Source organism: Candidatus Poriferisodalis sp., assembly GCF_965215815.1.
Taxonomy (GTDB): Bacteria; Actinomycetota; Acidimicrobiia; order Acidimicrobiales; family Poriferisodalaceae; genus Poriferisodalis.
The window spans coordinates 1,869,212-1,891,190 of record NZ_CBDCEO010000013.1; the positions used below are offsets into that span (position 1 = coordinate 1,869,212).

General features: G+C 65.3%; 20 protein-coding genes. 8 read left to right on the top strand and 12 right to left on the bottom strand.

Annotated elements, in window-relative coordinates:
- Positions 1 to 17: 17 nt before the first annotated feature.
- The 7 genes from ACOOHB_RS18345 to ACOOHB_RS18375 all read right to left on the bottom strand — a co-directional run bounded on the left by ACOOHB_RS18345 (position 18) and on the right by ACOOHB_RS18375 (position 9,317).
- Positions 18 to 1,148, bottom strand: coding sequence for a Gfo/Idh/MocA family protein (locus ACOOHB_RS18345; RefSeq protein ID WP_420446232.1), 1,131 nt, complete (start codon positions 1,146 to 1,148; stop codon positions 18 to 20).
- Positions 1,145 to 2,101, bottom strand: a complete 957-nt coding sequence (locus tag ACOOHB_RS18350; protein WP_420446233.1) for an aldo/keto reductase — start codon at positions 2,099 to 2,101, stop codon at positions 1,145 to 1,147. Before ACOOHB_RS18350 ends, ACOOHB_RS18345 begins: the two co-directional genes overlap by 4 nt.
- A 109-nt stretch (positions 2,102 to 2,210) precedes the next feature.
- On the bottom strand, positions 2,211 to 3,164 hold the full coding sequence (locus ACOOHB_RS18355; protein ID WP_420446234.1) for a carbohydrate ABC transporter permease: 954 nt from the start codon (positions 3,162 to 3,164) through the stop codon (positions 2,211 to 2,213).
- Positions 3,161 to 4,780 (bottom strand): carbohydrate ABC transporter permease, encoded by a 1,620-nt coding sequence (locus ACOOHB_RS18360; protein WP_420446235.1) that lies wholly within the window; start codon positions 4,778 to 4,780, stop codon positions 3,161 to 3,163. Before ACOOHB_RS18360 ends, ACOOHB_RS18355 begins: the two co-directional genes overlap by 4 nt.
- Before the next feature lie 203 nt (positions 4,781 to 4,983).
- Positions 4,984 to 6,384, bottom strand: a complete 1,401-nt coding sequence (locus tag ACOOHB_RS18365; protein ID WP_420446236.1) for an ABC transporter substrate-binding protein — start codon at positions 6,382 to 6,384, stop codon at positions 4,984 to 4,986.
- A 171-nt stretch (positions 6,385 to 6,555) separates the two neighbouring features.
- Positions 6,556 to 7,623 carry a LacI family DNA-binding transcriptional regulator gene (locus ACOOHB_RS18370; protein WP_420446237.1) on the bottom strand — a complete coding sequence of 356 codons (1,068 nt, stop codon included), beginning with the start codon at positions 7,621 to 7,623 and terminating at the stop codon, positions 6,556 to 6,558.
- Entirely contained in the window at positions 7,620 to 9,317 is a 1,698-nt protein-coding gene (locus ACOOHB_RS18375; RefSeq protein ID WP_420446238.1) for an alpha-amylase family glycosyl hydrolase, read from the bottom strand. The genes ACOOHB_RS18370 and ACOOHB_RS18375 overlap by 4 nt, the downstream gene beginning before the upstream one ends.
- 581 nt (positions 9,318 to 9,898) lie before the next feature.
- Here ACOOHB_RS18375 and ACOOHB_RS18380 point away from each other — a divergent pair.
- Positions 9,899 to 10,435: a YbhB/YbcL family Raf kinase inhibitor-like protein gene (locus ACOOHB_RS18380; RefSeq protein WP_420446239.1), complete on the top strand. Its 537-nt coding sequence runs from the start codon at positions 9,899 to 9,901 to the stop codon at positions 10,433 to 10,435.
- 103 nt (positions 10,436 to 10,538) lie between these two features.
- The gene (locus ACOOHB_RS18385; RefSeq protein ID WP_420446240.1) at positions 10,539 to 12,317 is read left to right on the top strand and encodes a hypothetical protein; all 1,779 of its coding nucleotides are present in this window, start codon (positions 10,539 to 10,541) and stop codon (positions 12,315 to 12,317) included.
- A 33-nt stretch (positions 12,318 to 12,350) separates the two neighbouring features.
- Here ACOOHB_RS18385 and ACOOHB_RS18390 read toward each other — a convergent pair whose 3' ends face one another.
- Both ACOOHB_RS18390 and ACOOHB_RS18395 read right to left on the bottom strand, forming a co-directional pair.
- Positions 12,351 to 12,710: a hypothetical protein gene (locus ACOOHB_RS18390; RefSeq protein WP_420446241.1), complete on the bottom strand. Its 360-nt coding sequence runs from the start codon at positions 12,708 to 12,710 to the stop codon at positions 12,351 to 12,353.
- A gap of 48 nt (positions 12,711 to 12,758) precedes the next feature.
- Complete coding sequence (locus ACOOHB_RS18395) at positions 12,759 to 13,472, bottom strand: alkylhydroperoxidase-related (seleno)protein (protein WP_420446242.1); 714 nt, start codon at positions 13,470 to 13,472, stop codon at positions 12,759 to 12,761.
- Between the two features lie 215 nt (positions 13,473 to 13,687).
- On the opposite strand from ACOOHB_RS18395, the gene ACOOHB_RS18400 reads away from it, so the two are divergent.
- The 6 genes from ACOOHB_RS18400 (at position 13,688) to ACOOHB_RS18425 (ending at position 20,305) form a co-directional block, all read left to right on the top strand.
- Positions 13,688 to 14,620 carry a Dyp-type peroxidase gene (locus tag ACOOHB_RS18400; protein WP_420446243.1) on the top strand — a complete coding sequence of 311 codons (933 nt, stop codon included), beginning with the start codon at positions 13,688 to 13,690 and terminating at the stop codon, positions 14,618 to 14,620.
- Between the two features lie 67 nt (positions 14,621 to 14,687).
- On the top strand, positions 14,688 to 16,643 hold the full coding sequence (locus tag ACOOHB_RS18405; RefSeq protein WP_420446244.1) for a hypothetical protein: 1,956 nt from the start codon (positions 14,688 to 14,690) through the stop codon (positions 16,641 to 16,643).
- A complete protein-coding gene (locus ACOOHB_RS18410) occupies positions 16,640 to 17,650 on the top strand; it encodes a hypothetical protein (RefSeq protein ID WP_420446245.1) in 1,011 nt (336 codons plus the stop codon). Before ACOOHB_RS18405 ends, ACOOHB_RS18410 begins: the two co-directional genes overlap by 4 nt.
- A complete protein-coding gene (locus tag ACOOHB_RS18415) occupies positions 17,647 to 18,456 on the top strand; it encodes a hypothetical protein (protein ID WP_420446246.1) in 810 nt (269 codons plus the stop codon). Before ACOOHB_RS18410 ends, ACOOHB_RS18415 begins: the two co-directional genes overlap by 4 nt.
- 97 nt (positions 18,457 to 18,553) lie before the next feature.
- Positions 18,554 to 19,996, top strand: coding sequence for a DNA cytosine methyltransferase (locus tag ACOOHB_RS18420; protein WP_420446247.1), 1,443 nt, complete (start codon positions 18,554 to 18,556; stop codon positions 19,994 to 19,996).
- 135 nt (positions 19,997 to 20,131) lie between these two features.
- Positions 20,132 to 20,305 carry a hypothetical protein gene (locus ACOOHB_RS18425; RefSeq protein ID WP_420446248.1) on the top strand — a complete coding sequence of 58 codons (174 nt, stop codon included), beginning with the start codon at positions 20,132 to 20,134 and terminating at the stop codon, positions 20,303 to 20,305.
- 63 nt (positions 20,306 to 20,368) lie between these two features.
- On the opposite strand, the gene ACOOHB_RS18430 is transcribed toward ACOOHB_RS18425, so the two are convergent.
- From ACOOHB_RS18430 to ACOOHB_RS18440, 3 genes are read right to left on the bottom strand one after another with little or no spacing between them, the layout of a single operon-like run.
- Entirely contained in the window at positions 20,369 to 21,157 is a 789-nt protein-coding gene (locus ACOOHB_RS18430) for an enoyl-CoA hydratase/isomerase family protein (RefSeq protein WP_420446249.1), read from the bottom strand.
- A gap of 36 nt (positions 21,158 to 21,193) precedes the next feature.
- Positions 21,194 to 21,604 carry a PIN domain-containing protein gene (locus ACOOHB_RS18435; RefSeq protein WP_420446250.1) on the bottom strand — a complete coding sequence of 137 codons (411 nt, stop codon included), beginning with the start codon at positions 21,602 to 21,604 and terminating at the stop codon, positions 21,194 to 21,196.
- Positions 21,601 to 21,918, bottom strand: a complete 318-nt coding sequence (locus ACOOHB_RS18440) for a hypothetical protein (RefSeq protein WP_420446251.1) — start codon at positions 21,916 to 21,918, stop codon at positions 21,601 to 21,603. The genes ACOOHB_RS18435 and ACOOHB_RS18440 overlap by 4 nt, the downstream gene beginning before the upstream one ends.
- Positions 21,919 to 21,979: the final 61 nt, after the last annotated feature.

Below are 21,979 nucleotides of genomic sequence, written 5' to 3' on the forward strand. Positions count from 1 at the left end.
GAGCTCCGCTGCTGTGTTCACCGGCCCAATTCTTCCGGCTTGAGCAGTTCGTTCATGTGGACCGGCCGGCCCTCGTCGATCGAGAGATGAGCTGCGTGGCCGATGGCAACTGACCACAACCCGTCGTTCAGCGTGCACTCGGCCGGCTTGTCACCGATGACGGCGTCGCGGAAGCGCTCCAGCTCGATGAACGACGAGCCGTGGTGGTGCCCGACTATGGGCGCTTGGGAGGCGATTGGGTGCTCGGACACGTCGCCAATCCAGTCGCGTTCGCGCACCCCGATGCGCAGGACCGATTCGGGGATCAGCGCTTCGAGCTTCCCGTCGTCGCCCACCACCGACAGTTCCTCTTGGTTGTGTGTCGCATCGGCGAACATGCACAGGTCCAGCAGTGCTCGGGACCCCGATTCGAAGTCGACGATGACGAAGGCGTTGTCGAAGATGTCAGGGGTCTCGCCGTCGTAGCGCTCGTCGAGATGGTTGAGATCCTGTGCGCCCGACGCCATGACACGGACCGGCTGGCAGCCCACGATGAAGCGCATGAGGTCGAAGAAGTGGCAGCACTTCTCGACCAGCGTCCCGCCGGTGTTGCGATTGAAGCGGTTCCAGTCGCGCACCTTGGGCTGGAAGGGGAACCGGTGCTCACGGATGGAGACCATGCGGATCGTGCCCACCGTCCCAGCATGTGCCTGCTCGATGAGCGCTGCTACCGGCGCCATGTAGCGATACTCCAGACCAACCCAAGCGAGCGGCGAAGCGGTCCCGAGTGCATCGAGTCCTTCGATGATGCGGCGACACTCGTCGAGGGTGGTGGCCAACGGCTTTTCGATGAGCTGCGGCACGCCGGCTGATGCAACGTCCAAGACGATGTCGGTGTGGAGATGGTTGGGGGTGGCGATCACTATGGCGTCGCAGAGGCCTGCATCGAGCAGCTCGCTGTGGTCCCCGAAGCAGGGCACCGGGTCGAGCCCGTTGGCTGCCAGCAAATGCTGCGCCCCTTCGAGCGACGGACCCCAGTTGTCGCAGAACGCAGCCACCTCGGCGCCGTCCAGCGCGACCAGGTTGGCGATGTGCTCGATGCCCATCATGCCAGTGCCGATGATGCCGAAACGCATCGGCCGATCGCTGGGGGCGGCGCCGCCGCTCACGGCAGCGGTTGTCCCTCGGAGGCTTCGATCACGTCGTAGACATCGTTGCGGTCGAGGTGCACACCCAGCGCAGCCTGCAAAGACACAAGCCGCTCGGGCTTCTGCGTTCCCACGATGGCGACCGGTGCAGTCGGATGAGCCAACACGAAGGCCACGCACACCGCGGCGCGGTTGACGCCCTCGCGCTCTGCGAGTCGGTCGAGCGTTTCGAGCAGCTCCGGCCGCACACCCTCACCCTCGGAAACGAGTCGCCCGCCTGCCAGCGGGCTCTGTCGCATGAGTCGCCCGCCTGCCAGCGGGCTCCATGCCAGCGGCACGATCCCTGTCTCGGAGCAGAGGTCGAGCGTGCCGTCGCGCATCGGATCGAGGCAGGCCGCCGAGAACTCGGGCTGGGTCGAGACGAGCGGATGGTCAAGGTGGGCCGCGAGGGCACGAGTCTGCGCTGGCGTGTAGTTCGACACGCCGACTGCGCCCACCCTGCCGCTTGCGATCAGCCCGTCCAGCGTGTCGGCAAGTTCGGCGGGGTGCGTGAACATGTCGGGCCGGTGGATTTGGTAGAGGTCGATCCGGTCGGTTCGCAGGCGCTGCAGCGAGGCGTCGCACGCCTCCTGCAGTGCCGCTGCGCCGGAGTCGTAGGGGAGCGGCGGCACGATGCCCCCCTTGGTGGCGAGGACCATCCGCTCCCGCAGCTCGGGTCGGGCGTCGAGCACGGCGCCGAGATTGGCTTCGCACGCACCGAAGCCAGTGCCGCCCCAGTCCATGCCATAGACATCGGCGAGATCCACGAGGTTTATGCCCAGGTCCAGACCGGCTTCGACGAACGCCCCATTGGCGCCGATATCGCTGCTGGTGAACCGCCACAGTCCCAGCGCGAGCGGTCCGACGTCAGGTCCGTCTGGCCCGAGGCGTCTCGGCGTCGTCCGCACAAGCCCCGCTCGTGCATCGGAGTTCATCTTGGATTCCTCGGCTCTGTCGTCGGTCGGGTCGGGGCGCAGTCTGCCGGGACGATCCCGACGGCGTGCGCCGAACTCTTGTTGCGTTGTTGGAGAGCCGTGGCGCAGCTCAGGATTTGACCGAGCCCGCCAGCAGACCTCGCACGAAGAACCGCTGCAGGCCGAAGAACACGAGCAACGGCACGCCCGCTTGGATGAACGCGCCGGCAGAAAGCACATGCTCCCGAAGCCCGAATTCGCCCGCCAGCGAAGCGATCCGAATGGTGGCGGGCCACGCTTCGCCGTTCGCTCCGATCATTGTGATGGCCACCAGGTAGTCGTTCCAGGTCCACAGGAACTGGAAGATCGTGAACGCCGCCAGCGCCGGCACCGACAGCGGCACCACCAAGCGCCAGAAGATCGTGACGTGTCCGGCGCCGTCGATACGCGCTGCTTCGAACAGCTCTCCCGGCAGCGACGAGATGTAGTTGTGCAGCAGGAACACGGCGAATGGCATGGCGAACGCGGTGTGGGTGAGCCAGACGGCCGCAGCAGTGCCGGCAAGATCGAGATCGGGCAGCAAGGTGAGCGTGAACTCCGTACCTGGAACGGACCAGTGCGCGCCGCCCGCGTACAGCTGCAGCAGCGGAAGCAGCGCGACTTGGTTCGGCAGCGCCAGGAGCGAGACGAAGCCGATGAAGAGCCACTCGCGGCCCTTGAAGGGGATCCACGCGAACGCATAGGCCGCCATCGCTGCGATCGCCACCGGGATCACCGTGGCCGGAATAGCGATTGCGAACGAGTTCACCAAGGCCCGCGAGAGCCCGCCTGTCTGATCGGTGCTCAGCACTTCGGTGTAGTTGGCGAACGTCCAGCCGCCCTCGGTGAACGACACCCACCATCCGCTCCCTCGCTGCGCGTCACGGGTGCGGAACGAGTTCAGCAGCAGGCTGCCGGCGGGGACGCTCCACGCGATGACGAGCACAAACAGCAGCCACGATGGGATGCGGCGCAGCGTTCCGTAGACGAGCTTGCCGGCGCGGTCCACCGGCCCGGTGCTGTGGTCCGCGGTTGCGATGCTCATGCGTCTGCTCGCTGCATGCGTCGGATGTTGAAGGCCATCGCAGGCACGACCGCCAAGAACAGCACCACCGCCAGGGCGGAGCCGAGCCCGAAGTTCAGCTCGGTGAAGGCGCGCTGCCACATCTCGTTTGCAATGACTTGGGTGCCGAAGTTACCTGCCGTCATCACCTTCACGATGTCGTACACCTTCATGACCAGCACGATGAGCGTGGTAGCGACGACGGTGATGGTGGGCACGATGGTCGGCATCGTCACGTGCCAGAAGGTCTGTCGTTCGGTGGCACCGTCCACCCGAGCAGCTTCAAGCATCTCGGTGGGCACAGCCTTGATGGCGGCGGACAGGATGACCATGGCGAACCCGGTCTGGATCCACACGAGCACCACCATGAGCCAGACGTTGTTAAACGGCGCTTCCTGCAGGAAGAGAATGGTTCCGGCCATGTGCTCGCCGTTGGGACCTGGCACTGAACCACCCACGCCTGGGCCCAAGAAGCGGTAAATCAGCCACAGCAGCGGCACGGCGCTCACGGCGGCGCCGACGGCGAGGCCGACCTGCCGCCGCCGCGAGCCGAATGCGCACAGACCCGCCAGCGCCAGCGTGACAGCGCCGAGGAGCGCAACCGCCACCCATGACCCCGTCGTGCGCGGGCGCAAGCTGCCTAAGCCGGACCAGATGGCGTTCAGCACCCCGGTCTGGGGCTTCTGCGGCGGCCGCGCGATGTACATGAAACGCCAGATGATGCCCGCGCCGACAAACGAGATGGCCATCGGCAGGAATATGAGGCTCTTCGCTACCGACTCCCACCGGACCCGGTCGGCCAGCACAGCCGCGGCGAGGCCAAGTCCGGTCGAGAGCACGGTGACCACGACCACCCACCACAGGTTGTTCATCACCGTGCCGCGCAACGTCGAGAGCACGGCGAACGAGAGCACGAAAAGCCCGATACCAATCGGGCCGATCACGGATGGCAACGGTTCGAGCACCCTGCCCCGACGGCGTCCGGCGATCATGCCGATCAGCAGGCCGGCTGCTACCAACACAACGGCGGCGAAGAACAAGCGGCTGGTGAAGATGTCGGCCCAGCCGCTCAGATCGATGCTCTTCTCGTTGGTCAGGATCTCGCCGTAGTTGGACAGGCCGACCCATTCGACCGAGCGTTCGTCGAATACCGACAAGTAGATAGTTCGGATCAGCGGGATCACCAGTCCGAGGGCCACAAACAGCACCGCTGGACCCAGGAATGTGAAGATGCGCCCGCGCTCGGTGAGGCGTTCTCGGCTGGCGCGCGATGGCGCACCAAGCGAGCCGATCAGGGCACCTGCAGCACCGCCGACTACGGCACCTACAACGGCCCACTGCCAAATCGCGCTTCTCACCGCGGCCCATAGCCAAAATGTTGTGGACGCCTCGGCCGACAGCAACGGCAACCCGCCGAACACGTGATTACCGGCGAGCACCGCGCCCACAACGACGCCAATGAGCGCGCCAGAAACGGTGAGGAATCTGCGCCAGCGATCGACGGCGAGGTCGAACAGCCAGCTCGCTCCGACGAACAGCGCTGCGCTCGCTCCGACGGCGATGACAACGCTCGCCAGCGCATTCCCAAGCGCGCCCATCGGCGCAGTCTTACAGGCGCGTGTGGTGCTGGTGCGCCCGCTCAGACTGCCGGGCCATGGCCGTCGAGGCGCTAGCCGCCGCTGTCAACGGCAGAGGCCGACCCGCTGGTGCGGGCCGGCCTCCGGTCCGTTGTTTGGTTGTTGTTGCCGGTGCGCTCGGGTTCGCCCGCCGGAGCGAGCAAACCGTCATGTGTCAGCAATGACTATCGGGGCCAGGAATCGTCGATGGCAGCGAAAGCCTCGGCGACTGTCTTGTCACCGTTGACTGCGCTGGTGCCCTCTGACCAGAAGGTGCCTGCGCCAACGGCTGCCGGCATGAGGTCGGAGCCGTCGAACCGGGCCGGGCTGGCGGTCTGCAGGATCTGCACGAACGACCTTTCGAGGTCGTTGTAGACGCTCAGGTCCTGCTGAGTGTTCGCCGACAGGAAGCCAGATTGGCCGCCGCCCTTGCGTGCAGACTGTGCAGCTTGGCGGGCCTCGGCGTATTCAGCGCTGCCCAGGAATTCCATGACGGCCCACACCTCAGGTGCGTCGCGGAAGGCCGAGACGTAGGTGCCTGCGGTGAGCACTGGACGGTTGCCCTTGGCCGCTACAGCTGGGAAGTAGAACACGTCCACTTCCTGGCCCGGGCCAATGCTGGTGCCTTCAGGCAGGAATGCCGCGAAGAACGATGCCTGACGGTGCATGGCGCAGTCACCGGCAACCAGCGGTTCGCCGTTGTCGCCGAATGGCGTCGCAGCGATCGAACCGCCAGCGGCGTATACCGCTCCTGGTGCATTCCACAGTTCGAGCACGGTCTCAGCGACTCCCACGATGCGCGGGTCGGCGAATCCGACTTCGCCGGCGACCCACTGGTCGTAGACGTTCTCGTCCGTGATGCGCAGCACGAGGTCTTCCATCCAGTCGGTGAAGGCCCAGCCGGTAGCGGGACCGGACTCGATGCCGACGCACCACGGCGTGACGCCGTCGGCGATCATCTGGAACGACAGGGCGCCGATCTCCAGGAACGACTCAGGCACCGAGTAGCCGCCGCTTTCGAAGATCGCCGTGTTGTACCAGACGATCGACTTCAGGTCGGTCTTGTTGGGGACACCGTAGAGGGTGCCGCCGAATGTGACGGTGTCCAGCGAGCCCGCAGGCCACTGTGCGGCGACGGCGGACTTGACGTCGTCGGGTACAGCCAGGATGTAGCTCTCAGCTGCGAAGTCGCCGACCTTGCCGGGCTGCGGGAAGACCGCGATGTCCGGCGGGTTTCCGCCGGCTGCCTGAGCGTTGATCTGGTCGGAGAAGTCACGAGCGCCGGTATAGACGATCTCGATGCCGCTCTCGTCTGCGAAGACGTCGAGCGCGTCCTGCATGGCACCGGCCTCTTCATCGCTCGACTCGGGGCCATAGACCGTCACCTTGGTGCCCGCGAGCGGGTCCGCTTCGGTGGTCGTCGGAGCGGCTGTCGTGGCCGCAGGCGCGGCAGTGGTTGCGGCGGCAACGTCGTCGCCGCCGTCGTCATCGCTGCCGCAGGCCGCCGCAATGAGCCCGAATGCCAGCGCGATCGCCCAGAGCCGAGCTGCGCGGCGCCGGGTCGGCCGAGTGTTGTGGTCTTTCATACGTGTTCCTCCCTGAAGGGCTGCAAGATGATGAGCCTGTCCATGTTGCAAGCGCTTGCAGTCACTTGGTCGAAGCCTAGCGTGATGGCTCAACGCGCATGACGGTCGTGGTCATGCTGCAGCACTGGCTGTGCCGGTCGGCAGTGCGCCATGGGGCACTTGAGCCCGTGCTCAGGCGGCGCGCGGCGGCCCTACCGAGTCCCGAACGATCAGCTTGGTATCGAGCTGGGTGTGCTGCGGCGGTGCGTTGCTCGTTCCGAGTATTTGCAGCACGAGTTCCGCGGCGGCAGTTCCCTGATCGGCAACGTGCTGTCGAACGGTGGTCAAGCCCACGAGGCGGCTCTGATCGTGGTCGTCGACGCCAACGAGAGACACATCGTCGGGAATGCGCAGATCGAGATCGCGTGCCGCGAGCATCGCACCGAAGGCCTGTTCGTCGCACATGGCGAAGATTGCGCTCGGCCGTTCAGCAGAGCCCAGCAGCACATGGGCTGCCCGACGCGCTTCAGTCGAGCTGTTGCTTGTCGATACGGTCATCGACGGGTTCGGCGTCAGCCCCGCCTTCGTGTGTGCCCGGGCGTAGCCCTCCGCCCGATGACTGGGTATGGAAAAGTTCAGCGACTCGCCGCTGCTCAGGCTGAGCAGTCCGATGTTTCGATGCCCATGATCAAGAAGAATCTCAGTAGCAACACAGCCGACGGCCACGTTGTCCACCGTCACCGAGCTGAGCACCGGAGTCCTGACGCCGACGCTGACGGCGCGCCCGCCTTGGGCGACGAAGGCATCCGCATCCGCCTCGTGAACCGCAATGTCGATGAGCACCACCGCATCACTGCGGCCCGACCTCACGCTGTTCAGCTCGAAGAAGCGTCGTCTCTCATCCACACTTGCGACCCTTGACAACAGCAAGTCGTATCCCGCTGAGGCCGTCTCGAGGCCCAGGGCGCCCACGATTGTCGCGTTGAACCAGGTGGCAGGGTCTGGCACCGCGACGGCAATCGTGTTGGTTGTCCCTGCAGCCAGCCGGGCCGCCGGCAGGTTGGGGCGATAGTCGAGTTCCGCTGCAGCGGCATGCACTCGCTGCCGTGTGGCTGGCGCGACATGCTGCAGACCCCTCAGCGCACGGCTGACGGTGGCGGTGGATACTCCCGCAGCTCGAGCGACATCGCCTATGCGGATCATGGGAATGCCGTTGGGCGGGTGCTTGTTGCCAGTCTTCGGGGGCTGGTCTGCGCTCATGTCTCCCACACCACGGCGCTCGCTGGTGCGAGCAGGCGCGTGCCGGTCGATGGGTCGCCAGCGCAAGGACTCCGAACGTCGGCATGCGGGTGCTGGCACGCCGCAGCGGAGTCATATAGCTCTGTCGCTGCGGCGGGAACCCGCATTTCATGGGAGGTGTCACCGACGTTCGCGGCGACGGCAATGCGGCCCCGACGATACGAGATGATGTGGCCGCTGCCGTTGTCCGTCCACTCGATTGCCGAACCGCTCTGCGCGAAGCCTGGACGCGCCTGCCGCTGTACCTCCAGCAACCCTTGATAGGCGCGCAGCCACGAGCGCTCGTCTCCCAACTGCGCCTCGGCCGTCTCGCGGTGTGGACGTTCCGTCGAACGCAACCACGGCTGAACGTCAGAAAAACCGTTGTGAGGTCCGGGACCCCAGGGCATCGGCGTGCGGCAGCCGTCACGACCGGCCGCTACGTCGTCGTCGGGGCCGACGGGATCGAGCTTGTCCCCGGCGTCCACTTCGCCATCGGCCAGACCGAGTTCTTCTCCCTGATACAGCACAAGGGTGCCTGGCAGGAAGGCCGTCAGCACATTGAAGGCCAGCGTTCGCGCTGCACCCCAGCCATTTCGAGTATCTGCCGGCCGGTCGCCGGAGTCGGGTGGCGCGAAGCGGGTCGGTGCGCGAGGCATGTCATGGCTGCTCATGGCCCACACCAGCCGACTGGCCAGATTGTCGGACGGCGAGCGGAGGGTGTCGCGAATTGCATTCGGCGCCCACTCGATGTGCATGGGTGCAAACCAGTAGCCACCGTGCATGCCGTCGGGCGGCAGCAGCTCGTCCATGCCCCGTGGTTCGAGGTGGTAGGTCTCGCCGTGCAGAAAGGCCCCGTAGCCATCGCAGAGGGCGCGCCAGCGTCGGAATACCTCTTGGCTCTCCGGTTGGAATACATCGTGGAGGTGCTCGAAGCAGTCCCACTGCTCCCAGCGCGACGCCTGTGGCGGAATCGGCATCAGTTGCGGATTGGAGCGCAGTTGCTCGTCCTTGACCAAGCCACCGGCCACGTCGACTCTGAAACCGTCGACACCGCGATCCAGCCAGAACCGCAGGATGTCGTCCCACTCGGCGGCGACGGCTGGATTGCGCCAATTGAGATCGGGCTGCGACGGCAGGAACAGGTGCAAGTAGTACTGGCCCGACTCGGGTTCCAGCGTCCATGCCGAGCCACCGAAGTAGCTCACCCAGTTGTTGGGCGGGCCGCCGCCGGGAGCTGGGTCGCGCCAGATGTAGTGGTCGCGGTAGCGCTCGCGGTCTGCTGCGCCCGAGTTGCCGAGCGCCGCTTGGAACCAGCGGTGATTGCTGCTGGTGTGATTCGGCACCAGATCGGTGACGATGCGGATGTCCCGGCCGTGCATTTCAGCCACTAGGTGGTCGAACGTTTCCAGGTCGCCGAAGAGCGGATCCACATTGCGGTAGTCGGCTACGTCGTATCCCCAGTCGTGCCCCGGCGACGGGTAGAACGGCGTGATCCAGACAAAGTCCACACCGAGGCGCTTCAAGTAATCCAGTTTCTCGATCACTCCGCCAAGGTCGCCCACGCCGTCGTCGTCAGAATCGGCGAATGAGCGCAGGTACACTTGGTAGCCGACGGCATCCGTCCACCAGTGCGCCGACGTGCCTGAGGCGGTTGCGGGGCTGCGGCGCTTCACGACCACCTCCAGTTGTTGACTGCGCGGTTCTGGCCAACGCCGACGAATGCGCCGGATGAGCCGAGACTCGTTGGCGATGTACTGATGCCCGTCAGTCTGCCGCGTGACTGCAACCGCTTGCGGCATGTCCCCCAGATCGCGCCGTTTCCCCTCTCTGGTGGACTATGAGGCGACTGGGTCCACGACAAAGACCGGCCCGCAGAAGCGGGCCGGTCCTTGGTCTGTCAGTTTGGGTTGTGTGATGTGCAGCCCGAGGTTGACACCCCGAGCGGTGAACACGTGGTCTGTTTAGCGCACAACGCGGGATGCGTGCCAATGCGTTGACTGCGATAGGCGTGAAAATATTTTATAAAGACATGAATGCGACGAAGAGACCGTTCCGTCGAGCGCACCGTGCGGTGATGATTCGCTGCATTTCAGTGCAGTCGCGCGGCGTGAGGCGACCGAATCCCAAACGAATAGTGTCAACTACCCGCGCACAGCAGTGCGGACTGTCTCGGGGCAGGTGCAACGGCCCGGTCGCCAAGCGCACCCTGTGTCTCACGGTGCCCGAACCAATCAGCAACAGAAAGGTGTCCGCCATGCCACAACCTCCCAGTCCTTACGATTTCCTTCCTGCGGTTGTGTCGTTCGAGGTACGAAGCGACGACGTAGCAGAGGGACAGGTGCTGCCGATGCCGCAGGTTTCGGGCATCTTCGGTGCCGGCGGCGAAGACCGGTCCCCGCACTTGGCGTGGTCGGGCGCGCCCGAGGGCACGCAGAGCTACGCGGTCACGTGCTTCGACCCCGATGCGCCGACCGGAAGCGGGTTCTGGCACTGGGTGGTGTTCGACATTCCTGTGTCGTGCACCGAGCTCGCCTCAGGTGTCGGTGACGCCGAAGGCAGCGGATTGCCCGAAGGCGCCCAGCAGCTGCGCAACGACGCCGGGATGTATGGCTACCTGGGCTCGGCGCCGCCTCCGGGTCATGGCCCTCATCGCTACATGTTCGCGGTGCACGCGTTGAGCGTGCCCTCACTGCCGATCGACGCCAGCGTCTCGCCGGCGATCTGCGGTTTCAACATGTTCGGCACGACGCTGGGCCGCGCCCTCATCACGCCCGTCTACGAACAGAGCTAGTGATGCTGACCGGAGGTGCCCGCTGCGGCGTCCCGGACTCGCAGGCTCCAGCGCAGAGCGGCGTGGCAGCAACATTGGTCGTCTGCTCGTCCGAGGTTGCCCCATGAGTACCGCCCAGATACGGCCCTCTGCGACGCCGGTGGTGTACCGGGCGATGTGGAACGACGATCGACCTGGCCTGCACGAACTCGCCGCTCGCTCATTTCGAGCTTGGGCGAGATCCCTGCATCCCCAACTCGGCGGCGGTCACCACACGTCTCCCGAAGCGCCGTCACCTTCACAGGAACGACAGCAGTCTCAACCGTCGACCGGAGGCGACGGTAACGGTGCAAGCGACACGAGGGTGAATCTGCGCCGAGAAACGGCAGCCCATGGTGGCGTGTCGGAGACGTTGCTCGAGCTCGATCAACACATTCTCGAGGGATCGTCGCTGGTCGTCATGCGGGTGTTGACGAATGGCTCGGACAGCTGGATCTGGGTCGACGTGGAGATGCCCGGAGACCGCCACGGCACCGTGAGCGGTACTGGGGTACAGAATCTCGTGTGCACACTGCTCGACGAGGCTGAGCGAGGCGGTGGGCGGCCGCGACTCGGGAACGAGCTGCTCCGAACGTCAGCTGATTGGGCGGAGCCTCGGCGCGACTTCATGGTGCCGTTCGCCGACAGGATCCGCGATCCTGCCCGGCGCCTTCCCTACGTCGTGATTGCGTACGACCCGCTGGGAAGCCCGGCAAAGGATGTGGACGTCGCCGTTGTGACGGCGCAGCAGCTAGCCGGTCTCGCGAGAGTTTTCGTGCTCCCCGCTCAGAGCCTCAATGCATTCCAGGTCGTCATGGGAGAGGAGTGGTACGTGACCCCGGGGGAGGCGCGGCTGTACCTGCCTGGCGAGCATGAACCGCACCGGCATCGCACCCTCGCACCCGAGTTCGTTCGAAGCGGCACCGATGAGACGGGTCGCTGGTTCGGTCGCTTGCTGCAGACCATGCTTGTCGAACGCGAACCTCCTGACCTGTACCGCCGTTCCCGCCAATTGCTGGGTGATCGCCGCGAGCGGTACGAGCCGCCGCCCGACTTCGACGCTGCCGAGCGAGCCGCAGCGCTCGAAGTCGAGGTGGAGGCGGTATGGGATGCGCTGTATCAGGCTCGTACAGAGCGAGCGGCTGCACGGGCCGAGCGGGACGAACAGTCCGATCAGCTGTATGGCGTGCTTGAGGAACTCGAGGGGGCACAAGAGCGCATCGAGCAGTTGCAGCTGCTCTTGGACGAGTCGCGTGACGAGGTGTCCAAGCTCAACGCGATCGTGGACAGGAAGGTCGGTGAGTTGGTGGCGGCGGGAGATGCAGCCATGTCGCCCCCGCTGGACGCGTCCAAGCGCGCGTACCGCCAACCGACATCGGTACGCGACGCGATCGCATCGGCTCGGGAGAACCTGCGCAAGGTGGAGATACCTGAAGGGGTCGAGCAGCATTTGGAGGAGCTCGACAGCGCGTTGGAGTCACGTACCTGGGCTCGAAGTGCGCTCGACGGACTCTTGGCACTCGAGGCGTACGCCCACTCCGACGACGCAGCGGGTGATTTCCGGGAATGGTGCATTCGCACCAAGAATCCGCGCAAGTGGCCCCCCAGTGGAAAGAAGCTCGCGATGAAGGAGTCGAAGGAGGTCATGCGTCAGCCGGAACTGCTCAAGCACCGGCGGTTTCCGGTGTCGACTCGCGTGCCTGATTCGACGTCGGGCCGCCTCGAGATGCAAGCTCATCTCAAGCTGTCGAACGGATCGTTGGCACCGCGGCTCTACTTCCACGATGACACGCGTGGCACCACCGGCAAGGTGCATGTGGGCTACATCGGCCCACACCTGCCGACCAAGCGCTTCAGGTCCTGACGCCAGCTCGGCGGGCGACGCCCGCTGTTGACGCTACGTCCGGTGGGAGGAACCGCTGGCGCCTTGGCGCTCGCCTTGAGGATCGCGGCGCGTCACGAAGTCGTTGAGGCCGCAAGCCTCGCGCACGGACCTGGTCATGTCGTAGGTGCCTGGATCCAGCGGGGTGCCGGTGCCGTCGGCGACGCGGGTCATCATGTGGAAGTTGGCGCTGACGGCCACAGCATCGACCATGACGTCGGCTCCCGCGGCATCGATCACAGCGGTACGCGCAGCAGCCGTGGCTTGGCTGTCGCCTTCCCACATCGCCTCCGCGAGGCGGGCCAGCAGGGCGCCGTGCTGCACTCCGCCGTCGCCCCCGTCAGAGCCGTTGACGGCGTCGTAGCCGACTGCCATGTCCTTTTGTTGGCCGCTCAGACCGAGCAGCATCGCGTGGGCAGACGTTCAGTAGAAACACTCGTTGAGCTTCGATGTTCTTGCTGCGAGCAGCTCGATCTGCGGCCGGTTCAGCGAGTTCTGGTCGTTGATCAGTTCGCCGCGAACGCGCTCCATCGGCACGTACTGAGCGTCGGAGAGGATGAAGAGCGACTCGTTTTCCACCGGTACTGCGCTCAGGGCCTTGATGACGTTCGGCATCTTGAGGTCGGCGGTGGGAACCCAGTGGTACTTCACCGCCGCAGGCGCGCCTTCCCTCGTCGGCGGTCCGTCGGCGGGTTCGTCCAGATCGATTCGTGGCAGCTCCAGAGCGTCTGCGAACCGGTCGACGCAGTTGGCTTGCGCGACCACACCCACCAGTTCCACGTATGCCAGAGAATCGACGCCGCGGTCGATGATCGACTGGTACCAGTCCTGCGTCAGCGTTCCTGGATGATTGGTGATGCGCCAGATCGCATCGACGGCGGCGGTGGGCAGGGGACCGTCGGGATCGACCAGACCATCAATGCTGCTGGGCTGCACCCACGGGGGCAGCGCTTCGCCGCTGCCGGTGCGATGGTCGAGCGCTGCCCTCACTTGCCGCACGATCTCCGCACGCTGGGCCGCTGCCCACCAGGTTCCCGGTCGGGCCCAGCGTGCCGCGACCTCTCCGTGAGCGGCTGCGAGATCGCCCCGGACCGGCAGCTCAGTGTCGTAGGTGCGCTGTGGTGCCGCGATGCTCATGGGTGCTACTCCGCTGGTTGTGGGCAGTGGCAATCGTCTCATGCTCGCATACGTCGAGCAGTCAGACAGCAGCCGCGTCAACCAGCGGGAAGCGGGGGTGTGCGCGCCGCGATGATTGGCCTACGATCAGCCCCGCAATCTCGCTGTGGCGCCGACGTAGGTGTCGCCCGGCGGGGTCGCTTTCGCTTGCACCATCGACCCCTCAAGGAGCACAGATGCCAACGCCGCAGAAGGCCATCTTCAACGAGATGGGCGCCAACCAGTGGTACGTCCACCTCAGCCGCATAGACGGTGCCGATGTCGGCGTGATCAAGTCCGTCCTCGCCGACCTGCGCGCTGCTTGCGACGCAGAGGGCATCAACTTGACGCTCGGTTTTGGCCCCAGCCTGCTGCCGGAGCTCTCCGACGACGTGCCGGATGACTTCCAGGCCTATGTCACGGTGCAGTCCGAAGACGGATCGGGGCGTGAAGCGAAGGGCACGCAGGAAGAATTGCTGCTGTGGCTGAACCACGACGCCAAGGACAAGGTTTGGAAGGCGCAGTACGACGCACGCACCGCGCTGGCGGGCCACATGGCTGTTGCTCGTGAGACCCCGACGTTCATCTACGGCGACTCGCTGGACATGACCGGCTTCAAGGACGGCACCGGCAACCCCGCCGACGAGGATCAGCCCGCCGCGGCGATCGTCCCCGACGGCGAGCCGGGTGCGGGCGGCGCGCACATCATCGCCCAGCGCTGGGTGCACGATCTCGACGGCTGGAATGCGTTGTCGGACGAACAGCAGGAGAAGAACTTCGGCCGCAAGAAGTTCCCGGAGACCGACAAGACCGATTCCCAGGAGCCTTACAGCCATCTCAGCCACGTCGAGCTGCGTGCGGACGGCAACCACGGCAACGAGGGCAGCGGCAAGATCAACGAGATTGCTCGCCGCTCCACGCCGTACGCGTTCCATGACGGCACGGTCGGGCTGTACTTCATGGCGTTCTGCAAGGACCAGGCGCCGCTGCGTCGCCGCCTTCGGCGGATGTACGGCCTTGACGACGCCAATGGCATCCGTGATGCCATGACCGACTACACGAACCCGGCTTCGGGCTCGTTCTACTTCGCGCCCAGCGAGGAGACTCTCGACGCCATCACCGGCGATTGATGCACATTTCTCGTGGAATCAAAGTTGCCGCTGAGTGCGGCGTTCCGATAACTGCGAGATGACGGACATGGCGAGGTGGCATTGGCCAACGGTCAATGCCGCGATGTTCGGTACGAGTGGTGACGTGTCGAAGGTCTTCCGCAACGAGGACGTCAAGCCACCCGGGTTCTTCGCAGCCGACCCGATACCGGCTGAAGCTGCTCTGCTCGCACGAGAGGCAATCCAGAACGCGTGGGATGCTGCGCGTGAACGGCGTGAGTCTCAAGCGCCTGAGGACTGGTTGCCATTTGAGATCTGTTTTCGTTTCCGCAAGGTCGGCGGACCTGAGGCCGATGTGCTCATCGAACGACTCGGCCTTGAGGAACTGGGTGCTCGGGCGGCAGCAGTCGGTGATCGACGGCGGCTCGGATTGGCCGATCGTGATTGGTTTGCAGAACTCACCGATGGCGAGGATCTGCGACTGCTGGAGGTCAGCGAGACCGGCGGGGGCGGCATGGGCGGCCCATGGAACACGACCGCCTCCAAGCTCTGGCTGGCGATGTGCAGCAGCGGCTACACGCCCGCGGTTGACGGGCGGGGCGGATCCTTCGGCTACGGCAAGGCCGGCTTGATCCGGGCGTCGGCAATTAGGACGGTCATCGCCTATTCCTGCTTTGAGGCGCGGCCAGACGACGATGACGTCACTCGGCGCTTGCTTGGCATGACCTATTGGGAGCAACACGAGCTAGCGGGCCAGCAGTTTCAGGGCTGGGCGCACTTCGGTGCCGGACCCGATGCCAATGCAATCTCGCCGGCCGAGAACGGCAAGGCTGACGCTCTGGCATCCGGCCTGGGGCTGGAGCTGCGCGCACCGGATCGGTCCGAGCAGATCGGCACCACAATGCTGCTGGTCTGCCCGGCGGTCAGGCCCACCGACCTTCGGCGTGCCGTGGAGCGCTACTGGTGGCCTGCACTTGAAGAAGGCGGAGACCTGCAGTTCAACGTGCGCATCATTGATGAAACCGAGACTGCGCCGCGCGGCAGCAAAGGAGGGGACTCACCGCGGCCCAAATCAGATGCCAACTTGCGTCCGTTTGTCGAAGCCTTTGAGGTGGCCACCACCGCGCAGGACGCCAAGCGAGATCACGTGCGCAAACACCGCTTGGGTCAGATCGACCAGCACGAGAAGGTCGGGGATCTCGGCTTGGTCGCAGAGCTGCCGGGTTGGTCCAAGCCGGCATCGGCAGACCCTGAGGGTGAAGATGGTGAGGAGATTGCCCACCGCAGTCTTGTCGCGCTGGTGCGTGCGCCGCGCATGGTCGTGCAGTATTTCGAAGCCCGGGAGAAGGCGCCGCATATCCGGGGTGTGTTCGTGGCTGATGGCGCGGCCAACGAGGCGCTGCGCCAGACAGAGCCGAAGCTGCACGACGCGTGGGGGATCACCAGTGACAGCGCTGATGTCTCTCCCGAGTACACAGCGGTCGCAAAGCGCGTCATCAGCCAGATCAAGAATCATGTCGCCAGATTCAGTCGCGAGCTTCAGCCGAAACAGACGACGCCGGAGGATCTGCGACTCCCCGAATGGGATCGTCTCATGCGGTCACTGTGGCGTGGGCCAGGCCGGGGAACCCCACCTCCACCCCCGCCGGGTCCGCGCCCGTTCACAATCCAACCGGGCGAGCATCTCGCTGAGAACGATGACGGCCGACTTGAGCTCAGCGGTACCGCAGTGATCGGCTTCAGTGAGCATCACAACCCCGCGGCCGATCCCCGCGAGGAGATCGATGTCGTCATCCGATGCGGCTTTGTTGCCGAGGATCGTCGCTCGGACTGGCTGGATATCGGCATCGGCGCACCGGACGGTTTCGTCGCGATGCCCGAGCAGGTGCATGTATACCGGGGCCGTCTCGTCCCGGGCCAGAGCGCTGAGTTTGACTACACCTGCGAACCCTATGAGTCCGACTGGACCGTCGAACTGACGGTTGATGTCAACTTTGCGGACGCCATGGCTGGCACCGAAGTCGCCCGCAGGACTGACCCGTGAGTCGTGAGCGTCGGCCGATCCGCCCCTTCACGGTCGATCCGTCGCTGGGGTCGGCTCTTGATGAGACAACGCTGTGGCTCGACGATCTCTGCTGCGCCGCAGGCTCGAGCCTCGCAGTTGACGATGGTTCGTTCGCCCGACACGAGGTGCGGCTGATCTGGGCGAGTGAGGAGGGTTTCGACCGCTTAAGGCAACGACTCATCGACGGGGCCTGGGCGACTGGTGTCCATCCGCAATGGCTTCACCTGGTGGTTGTGGCCCGGACCGGCAGCCTCAAGGTGGCTGAGAAGCTGCTTGATTGCGGCCTTGATGATCTTGAGAGCCTCGAGCGTTCGGTTCGCATCGACACGCGTCCGACAGGCTGCCGCAGACCCGTCTTCTGCACCGGTGGCCACGGTGCTGTCGTAGATGCCTACATCGCGCTCGCGCCGAACTGGCTGGCCAGGTCGGTGGCAGAACGCCGGTTGCCGAAGCGAGCCGCGACTTGGCTCGCGCGGGTCACGTTCCGACTCGACTCCGGGGCCGATGCTGCGATGTTCCATCCGCGCCCGCTGAACGATGCCAAGCGAAACGAGCTTGGGCTCCCCAGGGGCACGCTGCGCTACGTGGATTTGCGGGGTGAGGACATGCTGGAACCGGTGGACGGCACACCAGACATCGAGGTCTGGGTCGACGAGGAGGTGCTGGCTGCGCTGAGCGCGGACAGCTCGTCACCGGCTGCAATGCTCTTTCAGCGGCAGCTGGCGCTCGACTTCGTAGGCGCAGCGGTCTTTGAGTACGCGAGAGCATCCGACGGAACGCCGGGTGCTTCTGTCGGCGACGGCGATGTGCAGGACTCGCTTATCGGCAAGGTCGTAGGCCTCGTGGCTGGGCGCAACGCCGACAACGAGCACCGCGCCCGCATATTCCGGCAGTGTCGGGACGAGCCGGCTCGCGTCATCGCGCAAGCCGAGCACGCTCTCGGTCTGCGCGAGGGTGCCCGCAAGACACTCGGAGTGTCACGGTGAGGTACCCAACGCTCTCGCGGAACGTTGCTGTGGAAGTCGCCGAGGCCCGAATCGCCCGGCAGCGGAGCCAACTGGAGACGACGGGCGCTTCGGGCGATGGTCCGGCTCTCGGCGATCTCGCGGCTGACCTCGTCGGCAAAGTCGGTTTTCGTGGCGAGGGGGAGGAGTTCCCACACGCGCTGCTCGAAACGGCCCGGCGCGACATCGAAACACTGGCCAGACCGTACGCGCCGCGGATTAGAGGCGCGTTGAAGGATCCGGTCGAAGGCAGGACGGCGCTCGTGCTGCACCAAGCGATCAGCGACAGTGGCGCGGGCTATGCAGTGCTCGACGATCCCGGCTTTTGGCGCCATATGGCGATGGCGTACTTGTGGAACTTTGCAGTGTGGCGAGAGCACGGGACGTTCTTTCCCAAGCCAAGTGCCACAGGTGAGCCGGAGGTTTCGTCCGCACAGAAGTTCGCCGTGTACATCGACGGACGCAGGTTCCATGAGTGTGTGCCGACGCGGATGTGGCTGCGCGTCAACGTGCTCGGAGGCCAGGAACTCGACTTGGCGTACAAGGCCCACGGCGGCACCGACTTCTGGCGCAGCCACATCCTGCGCGTGAAGGCCGGCGAGCACCCAGGCATCGTGCGAGCAATGGCCCGCCGCCAAGCCGACGAAGCCACCCGACTGACGACGGGGCCGTTGCGAGAATTCGCGAAACAACTCAACCGCACACTGCAGAATCTGGTGCCTGCGATGTTGGACGACGAAGCCGCGGACCTGCTCGTTGAGGAACTCTGGGAGCGGCAACTCCAGTGAGCATCGATATCAGACCGTCTGACGGATCGGCAGCCTTGAGGCCACACCGGCGTGATTGCGTGCCTGTCGTCAAGAGCCGTGTGATGAAGACGCGCGCATGAGTCTCGCCACCGCGCCCACGCCAGCAGCCGATGATGCTGACGCAGTGCGTGCTCGCACTATTTTCGGGAGCGGGCGGCTGATGCGCACTGTGCCGGTCGGCTCGGGCGCGATTCGCTCGCATGTGATGCTCGCCGATGTGCCGTCGATAGGCGGCGATGCGGCGCGGGCAGACCCCTTGGGGACATGGTGGCTGGCGATGTTGCACGGGGCTGTGCCTTCTGTCGGACCCGGTGCCATAGGCGGCATAGACCCGGGCGGCGTGAGCCGGACTGGAGTGCTCGGCTCGCGGCCGGTCGGTCCTGCCCAGCGTGGAATCGAGTGCTCGGCGCTTCGGGTTGCCGACCTGTTCTGCGGCGTCGGAGGCTTATTGGTCGGTGCTGGGCATTTGGCCGCCGATGCAGGCTTGGAGCAGCGCTGCGAGCTGGCCGTGGACATCGACGCCGACGCCTTGGCTGTGCATCGACGCAACCATGGGACTCGCCGCGCCGTAGAAGCCTCGGCGACCTCGCTTGTCGACTACCGGATACGCGGTACGGGCGCGGATGCCGAATTCGTGTATCCCCCCGAGATGGTTGACGACGAACTGGCCGCCGCCTGCGAAGCGGTTGACCTAGTGACCGCGGGCCCGCCCTGCCAAGGTCATTCGAACCTGAACAACCGCTCGCGACGCAATGACCGGCGCAACTTGCTGTACCTGGCCGTACCGGCCTTCGCCGTCGCGTGCCGTGCGCGCAGCGTCGTGATCGAAAACGTCACTTCCGTGGTTCATGACGGAGCAGATGTGGTTGCCACCACCAAAGCCTTATTGAGTGCCTACGGCTACGCCGTGACTGAAGGCGTCCTCGCTGCCGACGAGATGGGCTGGCCTCAAACCCGTCGCCGCCACTTCCTGATCGCTCGACGGCTGGATGCTCCGGGCGGTTCGGGTCCGATGCCGCTGGCCGAGGTACGCGAGCTGCTCGCCGACGGCTGGCCTCGGTCGGTCATGTGGGCGATCGGTGGCACGCAGGCACTGTCGCAAGACCCGGCGATGCATGACCTGCCCGAATACACCGAGGCGAACCGCGGGCGCATCGCATGGCTCTTCGACAACGACGAGCACGATCTGGCGCTTGCCGAGCGGCCGGAATGTCATCAAGACGGGACCAGCTACGGCGCGGTGTACGGTCGTATGCATGGCGACCGGCCTGCGCCCACCATCACTACCGGGTTTATGACACCGGGACGAGGGCGCTTCGTGCATCCCTCTGAGCGACGCACGTTGACCGCGGCCGAAGCGGCTCGCCTCCAAGGCTTTCCGGACGGCTATATCTTCCAGCCCGGTGCCGACAGTCGCTCCACGCGAGCCCAGCTTGCAAAGTGGATCGGCGACGCGGTCACTGCACCGCTGGGCTACGCCGCAGCGCTGTCTGCACTGGCTCCAGCGCTCGTGAGATGACGTTGTGATATCCATTCTATCCTCCCACAGCGCCGGACAGCCATTCGCCCGGTCCCGATTGAGCGGGCTGTCGATCTGATCCCTGAATAGTTCAGCTTGCCTCACCTAGCGCCACTGAATCGCAGCACGCAGTACGTGGCGACTTTGCGACGCTTGCTTGTCGAAGCCGGAGTCGGCGGAAACCTGGTCTCGGATGCCCATATCGCCGCGCTCGCGAGCGAGCATCAGGCAGAGGTTCATTCCAACGACGCTGACTCCGGGCACTTTCCTGGGTTGCGCTGGCGGAATCCGCTCGCGGACGACCGCTAGGCCCCATGTCGGCCGCGGCAGGAGCGAACCACCCCTGCCGACGGCCTTCGGTCGGCCCGCTGCCTACTCGTTGCTGGCGGGACGGTCGCGGAACCACTCGCGGGCGGACATCGAGGCGATCGCCTCCAGCGCGAGGCCGGTGTGCAGGTCGTCGGCCATGGCTCGCCGCAACGGGCGCACCAGGGCGTGGCGCGTGTTGCGCAGCAGAATCGGATTGAGTTTGGCCAGGTCCGCTGCGATTTCTTGAGCTCGGGCCATCAGCCCGTCAACGGGCAGGACTTCGCCCACAATGCCGAGGTCGTGAGCTTCGGCCGCATCGATCTGCTGGCCGGTGAGCAGGAAGTAGCGACCGCGGTTGGGCCCCAGCAGCAACGGCCACACAATCTGCATGCTGTCGCCCGGCACGAGGCCGCCGGGGAAGTGCGGTGCATCCTGGAAGTAGGCGCCCTCGGTGGCCAACACGACGTCGCACAGCACGGCCAGCTCTGAATGCACGGTCACGGGGCCGTTCACCGCGGCGATCATCGGCACTTCGATGGCCAGCATTTGGTCCACGAGGCGATTGCCCTCCCAGATGATCCGATCCCACACGGTGGCATTTGCCCGACCCTCGGCCAGCGCGTTGATCCCGTCGGGCAGCTCGATGAACGAGTCGCCGGTGCCGGTCAGGATCACCACCTTGATGTCGCGGTCCGAGGCCAGCGCCATGAACAGCTCGGGCAGCTCTCGGTGCGGGCGGCCGCCCCACTGCAGCGGCCCGCCTCGGGTGTGCATGCGGACGGTGACAACCCCGGCGTCGTCCCGTGTCACTTCGGCTGTGCGAAATCGGTCTGCGTACTCTGCGAACTCCATGGGTTCATGCTCGCAGAACCGCTGAGCTGCAGCCGGCTACTCCCAGGGATTGATCACCCTGAGGTCGAGTCCCTCGAAGTCATCGGTATTGCGAGTCGCCACCGCGAGACGGCGTACGGCCGCCGTCGCTGCGATCAATGAGTCCCCGAGTTCCAACACGCGTCCCGATTGGCGGGCACGCGCACGCAACTCTGCGGCGTGCTCAGCTTCGGCAATACCTACCGGCACGATGCGGCGCGCCCGTCCGGCGAGCGATCTGACGGCCGCTGCAATGGCATCGCGTCGCCGACCCGGCGCCATGAGCTGTACGCCGTGGTCTAACTCGTGCAGCACAATCGTCGAGAGCCAGAAGTTCGGTTCGTTCGATAGGTATGCGAGAACCCGGGCGTCGGGCTCGGGCCGAGCCGTCTCAGAGACGACGTTGGTGTCGAGGAGGACGCCGTTCACTGAACGTCGGTGGCGTAGTCGATGAACGGAGTCGGCCGGTCCGAGTGGCGGTCGGGGAGTTCGAGGTCGTAGCCGCGTGGCATGTTCTCGACGAGCCAGCGTCCCAAGTGCACTTCAGGTTCAGTGTGTTCCTCCCACACATGTTCAGGAACGACGACGAATGTCTTACGGGTTCCGATGCGCTGGGGGCCCTCTTCTTCAGCACAACGCAATATGTGCGACAGGCGCGCTTTGGCCTCGGCAACAGTCCACACACGGGATGCAGTCGTCGGGCGCTCGTCAAGGTTGGTGGCCATGGGCTGGCTCTGGTCCACAGTAGATAGTCTATATTGGACTAACTCGGGCAGACGCGGTTCGTCGCGGGACCGCGTCAGG

Excerpts from the sequence above, each read along its gene's own strand:
- ACOOHB_RS18365 (WP_420446236.1), bottom strand. The coding sequence starts at position 6,384 with ATGAAAGACCACAACACTCGGCCGACCCGGCGCCGCGCAGCTCGGCTC.
- ACOOHB_RS18405 (WP_420446244.1), top strand. The coding sequence starts at position 14,688 with ATGGCGAGGTGGCATTGGCCAACGGTCAATGCCGCGATGTTCGGTACG.
- ACOOHB_RS18390 (WP_420446241.1), bottom strand. The coding sequence starts at position 12,710 with ATGGCAGTCGGCTACGACGCCGTCAACGGCTCTGACGGGGGCGACGGC.
- ACOOHB_RS18355 (WP_420446234.1), bottom strand. The coding sequence starts at position 3,164 with ATGAGCATCGCAACCGCGGACCACAGCACCGGGCCGGTGGACCGCGCC.
- ACOOHB_RS18380 (WP_420446239.1), top strand. The coding sequence starts at position 9,899 with ATGCCACAACCTCCCAGTCCTTACGATTTCCTTCCTGCGGTTGTGTCG.
- ACOOHB_RS18395 (WP_420446242.1), bottom strand. The coding sequence starts at position 13,472 with ATGAGCATCGCGGCACCACAGCGCACCTACGACACTGAGCTGCCGGTC.
- ACOOHB_RS18370 (WP_420446237.1), bottom strand. The coding sequence starts at position 7,623 with ATGAGCGCAGACCAGCCCCCGAAGACTGGCAACAAGCACCCGCCCAAC.
- ACOOHB_RS18385 (WP_420446240.1), top strand. The coding sequence starts at position 10,539 with ATGAGTACCGCCCAGATACGGCCCTCTGCGACGCCGGTGGTGTACCGG.
- ACOOHB_RS18400 (WP_420446243.1), top strand. The coding sequence starts at position 13,688 with ATGCCAACGCCGCAGAAGGCCATCTTCAACGAGATGGGCGCCAACCAG.
- ACOOHB_RS18420 (WP_420446247.1), top strand. The coding sequence starts at position 18,554 with ATGAGTCTCGCCACCGCGCCCACGCCAGCAGCCGATGATGCTGACGCA.
- ACOOHB_RS18430 (WP_420446249.1), bottom strand. The coding sequence starts at position 21,157 with ATGGAGTTCGCAGAGTACGCAGACCGATTTCGCACAGCCGAAGTGACA.
- ACOOHB_RS18360 (WP_420446235.1), bottom strand. The coding sequence starts at position 4,780 with ATGGGCGCGCTTGGGAATGCGCTGGCGAGCGTTGTCATCGCCGTCGGA.
- ACOOHB_RS18350 (WP_420446233.1), bottom strand. The coding sequence starts at position 2,101 with ATGAACTCCGATGCACGAGCGGGGCTTGTGCGGACGACGCCGAGACGC.